This is a genomic window from Mycobacterium sp. E136 (genome assembly GCF_001666865.1).
Classification (GTDB): Bacteria; Actinomycetota; Actinomycetes; order Mycobacteriales; family Mycobacteriaceae; genus Mycobacterium.
On the sequence record NZ_LZJE01000086.1, the window covers coordinates 1 to 8,222 of the forward strand.

The window sequence follows — 8,222 nt, forward strand, 5'->3', positions numbered from 1 at the left end:
CAGCCGCGACGGCCTGGCTACTGGCGGCGACGGCGATGGTGCTGTTGATGACGCCCGGCCTGGCGATCTTCTACGGCGGCATGGTCCGCACCACCGGCGTGCTCAACATGATCATGATGTGCTTCATCTCGATCCCGTTGTGCACGGTCGCGTGGCTGTTGGCCGGTTACAGCGTGGCCTTCTCCGACGACGCGGGTGGCGGTCTCTTCGGCAACCTGCGCCACATCGGGATGCTCGGCATCAACCCGACGACCCTGCACGGCAACGTCCCCGAGCTGCTGTTCGCCACCTTCCAGCTCACCTTCGCGATCGTCACGGCCGCGCTCGTCAGCGGCGCGATCGCCGACCGGGCCCGGTTCGCCGCGTGGATGGTGTTCGTCCCGGTGTGGACCGTGGCGGTGTATGCGGTGGTGGCGCATTGGGTGTGGGGTCCGGGCGGCTGGCTGTTCGACCTCGGCGTGCTGGATTACGCCGGCGGGCTTGTCGTCGAAATCGTCTCGGGCGCATCGGCTTTAGCGCTGGCGCTGGTGCTCGGACCGCGCATCGGCTTCAAGAAGGACGCCATGCGCCCGCACAACCTGCCGTTCGTGTTGCTCGGTGCGGGCCTGCTCTGGTTCGGCTGGTTCGGGTTCAACGCCGGTTCGGCGCTGGGCGCCAACGGGACCGCGGCCGCGGTGTTCCTCAACACCTTGGTGGCCGGTTGTCTGGGCATGCTCGGCTGGATCACCGTCGAGCGAATTCGCGACGGCAAGCCCACCACGTTCGGCGCCGCCTCCGGTGTGGTGGCCGGGCTGGTCGCCATCACGCCGTCGTGCGGGACGGTCAACACCCTCGGCGCGTTCATCGTGGGCACCGCCGCGGGCGTGGTGTGCTCGTTCGCGGTCGGCCTGAAATTCCGGTGGGGGTATGACGACTCGCTCGACGTGGTCGGTGTGCACTTCGTCGGCGGCGTCGTCGGTGTGCTGCTGATCGGACTGATCGCCACCGAGGTGATGACCGCGGGCCCGTCGGGCCTGCTCTACGGCGGCGGGCTGACCCAGCTCGGAAAGCAGTCGTTGGCGGTGGTGGTCGTGGCCCTCTATGCGTTCGCCGCCTCCTACGTCATCGCCAAGGTGATCGATCGGGTGATGGGATTCCGGGTCAGCGCCGAAGACGAGACCACCGGCGTCGACTTCACCCAGCACGCGGAGACCGCGTACGCGGAAGGCGTGCACGGTCACGTGCCCACCCGGCGGACGTCGCTGAGTGGCCTCGGAGATCCGGAGAATACGTCGCGCGCGGAGACCAACGCCGCCGATTGAACGGCTGCCGATTGAACAGAGCGGAGCCTTCGCTCGTTGACGCGAGTAGGGTCTAGATACCGGCGTCGGTATCCCCGTGCCGCTTGTCGAGCTGGCCGCGGCTGATCGTTCTCAGCAAATGCGGGTTCGGGCGTAACACCCGTGCTGGTGGGGACGATTTAGTACTAGTCGGTGGCTTGTGTGGCGAGAGGGGCCGCGCGGCGGACTAAGGGTTATAGCAAACTTTTTGGAGGGGCAGTGGACATCGTACTGGGTGTGTCGATGACACCTGTGACGGTCCGCATGGTGCTGGTGGAAGGCGAGAAGGGCGACGGGGCCACCGTCGACCACGATGTCCTCGATGTCAGCGGGAGCGACGGTTCAGCAACGTCGGGTGCCGCCGCCCAAGTGGTCGACGCCGTACTCGGCACGAAGGAGAGCGCCGAAGCGTGCGGTCACGATCTCAAGGCCATCGGCGTCACCTGGAGCGACCACGCCGAGGCCTCGCAACTGCGCGACGCGCTCGCTGCGCGCGACATCGACGACGTCATGCTCGTCTCCGACGGACACGCGGCGAGCGCGCTCGCCCAGGCCGTCGGGCGCGCGGTTGGCTATGACACCACCGCGCTGCTCTTCATCGATCGCGACACCGCCACGCTGTCGGTGGTACAGACCGATGACGGGTCCGTGGTCAAGGTGCTCAGTAGCAGCCTGCACAGCCAGGACGCGATGGCTGTGCTCGCGGACATGGCCGCCGCCGTCGACGCCCAGGACGACCCGCCGCAGGGCATGTTCGTCGTCGGCTCGGGTGTCGACGTCAGCTCGGTGAAGAGCCATCTCGAGCATCTGGTCAGCCTGCCGGTGCACGCCCCAGACGAGCCCGAGATGGCGCTCGCCCGCGGTGCGGCCCTGGCCGCGGCCAATGCGCCGGCAATGGAGGCGTCCACCGTCGGGCTCGCGTACTCACAAGACCCCGACGGCACCACCGCGGGTTCGGTTTACGCCGGGCTCGCCGCAGCAGAAACACAGTTGGCGCCCGTGGGTGGTGACGGCGCCTACGTCGGCGGCGCCGAGCCCGGGACCGGCCTGACGCCCGCCGCCGGCGACGACCGCAAGCCGTTTCTGCTCGTCGGCAGCGCGATGGCGTCGATCTTCGTCGTCGGCGTGGTGGCGCTGGTGATTTCGTTGGCGGTGAGCATCCGGCCCACGGCCGATCAGCGACCGAGTCCGGGCCAGAGCGCGATCGTTCCCAGCACCGTCGCGCCGGCACCGTCGCCCGCACCTGCGCAGCAGGCAGAGCCGGCTCAGGCGCCGCCGCCGCCTCCGCAGGCCGAGACCATCAAGGCGCCCGTGCCGGTGGTCCAGCAGCAGCCTGCGCCGCAAGCGCCGCGAACCGTCTACGTCGAGTCGCCGCCTCCGGCGCCCGCAGCGCCTGCGCCCGCCCCGCCGCCGGCGGGCCCGCCACCCGCGCCCGCACCCGTCGCGCCCGCGCCGGTGGTTCCGGCCCCGGTTCCGGTGTACGTCCCGCCGGTGGTGGCCCCGCCCCCGTATTACTACCCGCCGCAAAATTCATGGAATCCGCCATGGTCGCCGTCGCCTCCGAAATGGAAGCCGCCGAAGCCGCCGAAGCCACAGAAGCCGCCGAAATGGACGCCGCCTTGGCAAACCGGAACAGGTGGTTTTCCCGGCGGGTCGGACGATTATCCCGGCAGCGGATCGGGCCGGTATCCCGACAGCGGGCCGAGCGACAGCGGTTCCCGGGACAGGGGCGGCTCCTCCGGTCATGACGGGGTGTCCATCTGTGTGTTGAACATCTGCGCCGGCTAGCCACTTGTAACCTGCCGTTGGCCCGGCGCTCAGTGTCGCGTAGCGGTTAGCTCATTCGGGCTGCATATCAATGCGGTATGCGGTGCACCGTTTTCGGGACGGGTTATCTGGGAGCCACCCACGCGGCGGGAATGGCCGAGCTGGGTCACGACGTCCTCGGCGTCGACATCGACGCCGGCAAGGTCGCCAAACTCACCTCCGGTGAGATCCCGTTCTACGAGCCCGGGCTGCGAAAGCTGTTGAACGACAACATCGCCGCCGGCCGGCTGGCATTCACCACCGACTACGACGCGGGCGCCGAATTCGCCGACCTGCACTTCCTCGCCGTCGGGACGCCGCAGAAGAAAGGGGAGTACGCCGCCGATCTGCGCCACGTCCACGCCGTCGTCGACACGCTGGTACCGCGCTTGAACCGGCCGGCGGTCATCGTCGGCAAGTCGACCGTGCCTGTCGGCACCGCCGCCGAACTCCGGGACCGGGTGCGTGGGCTGGCGCCAGGTGTGGACATCGAGATCGCCTGGAACCCCGAATTCCTCCGGGAAGGCTTCGCCGTACAGGACACCTTGCATCCGGACCGAATCGTGCTTGGCGTGCAACGGGATTCGAGTGCCGCCGAGGCGGCGATCCGCGAACTGTACGCCCCTCTGCTGGCCCGGCAGGTTCCTCTTCTGGTCACCGACCTGCAGACCGCCGAAATGGTGAAGGTGTCCGCCAACGCGTTCCTGGCCACCAAGATCTCGTTCATCAATGCGATCTCCGAGGTGTGCGAGGCCGTCGACGCCGACGTGACGCTGCTCGCTGACGCCCTGGGGCACGACCCGCGGATCGGCCGCCGCTTTCTGAACGCGGGATTGGGTTTCGGGGGCGGCTGCCTGCCCAAGGACATTCGCGCCTTCATGGCCCGCGCCGGTGAACTCGGCGCCAACCATGCGTTGACGTTCCTCCGCGAGGTGGACGCGATCAACATGCGTCGGCGCAGCAGAATGGTGGAACTGGCGACCGTCGCGTGCGGCGGATCGCTGCTGGGCGCGAACATCGCAGTGCTCGGCGCCGCGTTCAAACCCGAGTCCGACGACGTGCGTGACTCGCCGGCGCTCAACGTGGCCGGGATGCTGCAACTCAACGGGGCGACCGTCAACGTCTACGACCCGAAGGCGATGGAAAACTCCCGGCGCCAGTTCCCGACGCTGAACTATTCGACGTCGGTGTCCGAGGCGTGTGAACGGGCCGACGCCGTGCTGGTCCTCACGGAGTGGCGCGAATTCGTCGAGTTGGACCCGGCCGGGCTCGCCGGTTGCGTACGCGCGAAAGTTGTTGTCGACGGGCGCAATTGCCTCGACGCGGACCGGTGGATGCGGGCGGGCTGGCGGGTTCACCGCCTGGGGAGGGGCGCGACGGCGCACAGTCGGTAGGCTCGGCCGCGTGGAACCGATTCGTCCGGGTCGGCCGGGTGGACCGATCCGCCACCGGATCCGATGGCTGGCGGTGCACGGCTTCGTGCGCGGCGCCTCGACGTTGCTCGCCCGCCGCGGCGATCCGCAGGGGCGGATGATCGCCGATCCGACGGTGCGCGCGGACCCGGTGGCGTTCGCCGAGGAACTGCGCGCCCGGGGACCGCTGGTCGAGGCCGCGATCGTGCACCTGACCGTCGATCACGGGATCGCCAGCGACCTGTTGCGGTCCGAGGATTTCGAGGTGCTGCCGATCGGCTCGAATCTGCCCAAGCCGGTGCAGTGGGTGGCCAACCGCACCAAGACCGATCTGCTGCATCCGCTCGAACCGCCGTCGATGCTGGCGGTCGAACCGCCCCAGCACACGCGGTACCGCAAGCTGGTGTCGTCGGTGTTCACCGCCAGAGCAGTGTCCGCGCTGCGGGAGCGGGTGCAGGAGACCGCCGAATCGCTGCTCGACGAACTCGCCGACGCCGGAACCGTCGACATCGTCGACCGCTACTGCGCTCAACTGCCGGTCGCGGTGATCGGTGACATCCTGGGCGTGCCCGACGCGGACCGGGCCAAGGTTCTGGAGTTCGGCGAGCGCGGTGCGGCAAGCCTCGACATCGGCCTGACTTGGCCGCAGTACCGCACGGTCTATCGCAGCGTCGTGGGCTTCAACGAGTGGCTGTCGGGACACCTCGAAGGGCTGCGGCGCAATCCGGGCGACGACCTGATGAGCCAGCTGATCGCGGCGTCCGACGAAGGCGCCCGGCTCAATCAGCAGGAGCTGATGGCGACAGCCGGCCTCGTGCTCGCCGCCGGATTCGAGACGACGGTCAACCTGCTGGGCAACGGCATCCGGATGCTGCTCGACAAGCCGGAGCACCTCGAGACCCTGGCGCAGCGACCCGAACTGTGGCCCACCGCGGTGGAGGAGATCCTGCGCCTGGAACCGCCGGTGCAGCTGACGGCGCGCAGGGCGACGAAAGACACCGAGATCGCGGGTCAGCCGATCCCCCGCGGCAGGGCCGTGATCGTCTACATCGTCGGCGCCAACCGCGATCCCAACGTCTTCGACGACCCCGACCGCCTGGACGTCGAGCGGGACAACGCCGGCCGACACCTGTCGTTCTCCGGTGGCAGGCACTTCTGCCTCGGGGCGGCGCTGGCCCGCGCCGAGGGCGAGGTCGGCCTGCGGGCATTCTTCGAGCGCTTCCCCGAGGCACGGCTGGCCGGTGCCGGCAGCCGACGCGAAACGCGGGTGCTTAGAGGGTGGGCGTCGCTGCCGATCGCGTTGGGAACCGCGCGCTCTCAGCTCAGTTCACCGTCCTGACCGGGCCTGTTCTGTCGGAACCGGACACGCGGGAACGAGATCGTCTCGATCGGGGGTCTCGGCGTCCAGTTTTGAGTACGTTCGGGGCGTGGATTTCCGAGCCGCGCTGCTCGACCAGACCCGCGAATTCGGGGAACTGATCCGCAGTGCCGACCCTTCAACGCCGGTGCCGACCTGTCCCGACTGGACGCTCAAACAGCTCTTCCGCCACGTGGGCCGCGGAAACCGGTGGGCGGCACAGATCATCGCCGAGCGCCGGATGTCCGCGCTGGATCCGCGCGAGGTGCGCGACGGTAAACCACCCGACGAGCCCGAGGGTGCCGCTGACTGGTTCAACCAGGGTGCGCAGCTGGTGGTCGACGCGGTCGAACGGGCCGGTGCGGCGACCAGGGTGTGGACCTTCCGCGGCCCGCGCCCGGCGGGCTGGTGGATCCGGCGTCGGCTGCACGAGGTGACCGTGCACCACGCCGACGCGGCCCTGGCGCTCGGGGCCGACTACGCCCCACCGGCGGAACTCGCCGCCGACGCGATCAGCGAATGGGTCGAGCTGATGGTCGCCGCAGGCCCGCCACCGGCGCTGGACCCCCGCAGGAGCATCCACATGCACGCCACCGACGACGGGCTCGGGCCCACGGGCGAGTGGACCATCGTCCACGACGAACTGGGCGTCTCGTGGTCGCACGATCACAGCAAGGCCGACGCCGCACTGCGCGGCACCGCGACCGACCTGCTCCTGGCGATCACTCGCAGGCGCACGGCGGCAGACCTCGGCATCGAGGTCTTCGGTGACGCCGCGGTCTGGGAGGCGTGGTTGGAGCGCACCGGGTTCTAGGCCGGTCGCGTGACCCCTACTGCCGGTAGCTCGCCAGGAAGTTGCCCAGCCGTTCGATCGCGTTGGCCAGGTCGCGGGCCCACGGCAGCGTCACAATACGCAGGTGATCCGGCGTCGGCCAGTTGAACCCGGTGCCCTGGGTGACGAGGATCTTCTCCTGCAGCAGCAGGTCCAGCACCAGCTGTTCGTCGTCGGCGATGTCGTAGACCTCGGGGTCCAGGCGGGGGAAGGCGTAAAGGGCGCCTTGGGGTTTCACGCACGACACACCGGGGAGTTCATTGAGCATTTGCCACGCCACGTCGCGCTGCTCCAGCAGCCGGCCTCCGGGCAGCACGAGGTCTTCGATGCTCTGATAGCCACCGAGAGCAACCTGAATCGCGTGCTGCGCGGGCACGTTCGGACACAACCGCATGTTCGCGAGCAGGCTGATGCCCTCGATGAAGCTCGCCGCATTTTCCTTGGGGCCGGTGATCACGAGCCAGCCCGACCGGTAACCGGCCACCCGGTAGGCCTTCGACAAGCCGTTGAAGGTCAACGTCAGTACGTCGGGGGCCACCGACGCCATCGCGATGTGCTCGGCGCCGTCGTAGAGGATCTTGTCGTAGATCTCGTCGGCGAGCAGCATCAGCTGGTGCTTACGCGCCAAGTCCGCTATCTGCGTGAGCACTTCGCGCGTATACACCGCGCCGGTCGGGTTGTTCGGATTGATCACGACGATCGCCTTGGTGCGTTCGGTGATCTTCGATTCCAGGTCGGCGATGTCGGGCATCCAACCCTGCGTCTCGTCGCACAGGTAGTGCACCGGGGTGCCGCCGGCCAACGACGTGCACGCGGTCCACAACGGATAGTCCGGCGCAGGGATCAGCACCTGATCGCCGTTGTCCAGCAACGCCTGCAACGTCATCTGGATCAACTCGGAGGCGCCGTTGCCGAGATAAACGTCCTCGACGTCGAATCTCGGGAACCCCTCGACGAGTTCGTAACGGGTGAACACCGCGCGACGGGCCGGCATGATGCCCTTGGAGTCGGAGTAGCCCTGCGCATAGGGCAGCGCCTGGATGATGTCGCGCATGATCACATCCGGCGCCTCGAAGCCGAACGGCGCGGGATTGCCGATGTTCAGCTTCAGGATGCGGTGACCCTCGGCCTCCAGCCGTGACGCGTGCTCGTGCACCGGTCCGCGGATCTCGTACAGGACGTCCTGCAGCTTCGACGACTGCGTGAACGTGCGCGGCCGCGGTCCGTGTCCGGCGGCATGGATCGGCACGTGGTGGGTGGTCACGACCTCCATGCTCTCATTTCTGTCCAGCGATTAACCAAAAATCGCCGGTCAACGGCTCAGCGCTTACCCGGAGGGCGTGCTCCCCTGGCGATCCCGAGACCCTTCACCGGCGGCGCCTCCGGCTTGTCGCCGTCGCCGCTCTCGGAAGGCTCAGTGGCAGCGCTGGATTCGCCATCGGCCTGTGGCTCCGGTTGGGCGGCAGCCGGTTTGGGCTGGGCCGGCGCGGCCGACT

6 protein-coding genes are annotated in these 8,222 nt (G+C 68.5%); 5 read left to right on the forward strand and 1 reads right to left on the reverse strand.

Features of this window, described 5'->3' with window-relative positions; genetic code table 11:
- The 5 genes from A5698_RS06530 to A5698_RS06550 all read left to right on the forward strand — a co-directional run.
- Positions 1-1,301, forward strand: a 1,301-nt coding sequence (locus tag A5698_RS06530) for an ammonium transporter (protein ID WP_068294651.1), incomplete at its 5' end; no start/stop codon positions are given.
- 237 nt (positions 1,302-1,538) lie between these two features.
- The gene (locus tag A5698_RS06535) at positions 1,539-3,107 is read left to right on the forward strand and encodes a DUF7159 family protein (protein WP_231967317.1); all 1,569 of its coding nucleotides are present in this window, start codon (positions 1,539-1,541) and stop codon (positions 3,105-3,107) included.
- A 77-nt stretch (positions 3,108-3,184) separates the two neighbouring features.
- Entirely contained in the window at positions 3,185-4,519 is a 1,335-nt protein-coding gene (locus tag A5698_RS06540; RefSeq protein WP_068294657.1) for a UDP-glucose dehydrogenase family protein, read from the forward strand.
- Positions 4,520-4,565: 46 nt separating this feature from the next.
- On the forward strand, positions 4,566-5,876 hold the full coding sequence (locus A5698_RS06545; RefSeq protein WP_068294666.1) for a cytochrome P450: 1,311 nt from the start codon (positions 4,566-4,568) through the stop codon (positions 5,874-5,876).
- An 88-nt stretch (positions 5,877-5,964) separates the two neighbouring features.
- Positions 5,965-6,708 carry a maleylpyruvate isomerase family mycothiol-dependent enzyme gene (locus tag A5698_RS06550; RefSeq protein WP_068294660.1) on the forward strand — a complete coding sequence of 248 codons (744 nt, stop codon included), beginning with the start codon at positions 5,965-5,967 and terminating at the stop codon, positions 6,706-6,708.
- 16 nt (positions 6,709-6,724) lie between these two features.
- Here the strand turns inward: A5698_RS06550 and A5698_RS06555 are convergent, their stop codons facing one another.
- Complete coding sequence (locus A5698_RS06555; RefSeq protein WP_068294663.1) at positions 6,725-7,999, reverse strand: pyridoxal phosphate-dependent aminotransferase; 1,275 nt, start codon at positions 7,997-7,999, stop codon at positions 6,725-6,727.
- Between the last annotated feature and the right edge of the window lie 223 nt (positions 8,000-8,222).

Bases quoted from the DNA above. Each gene is read 5' to 3' on its own strand.
- A5698_RS06540 (WP_068294657.1), top strand. From the start codon at position 3,185: ATGCGGTGCACCGTTTTCGGGACGGGTTATCTGGGAGCCACCCACGCG.
- A5698_RS06555 (WP_068294663.1), bottom strand. From the start codon at position 7,999: ATGGAGGTCGTGACCACCCACCACGTGCCGATCCATGCCGCCGGACAC.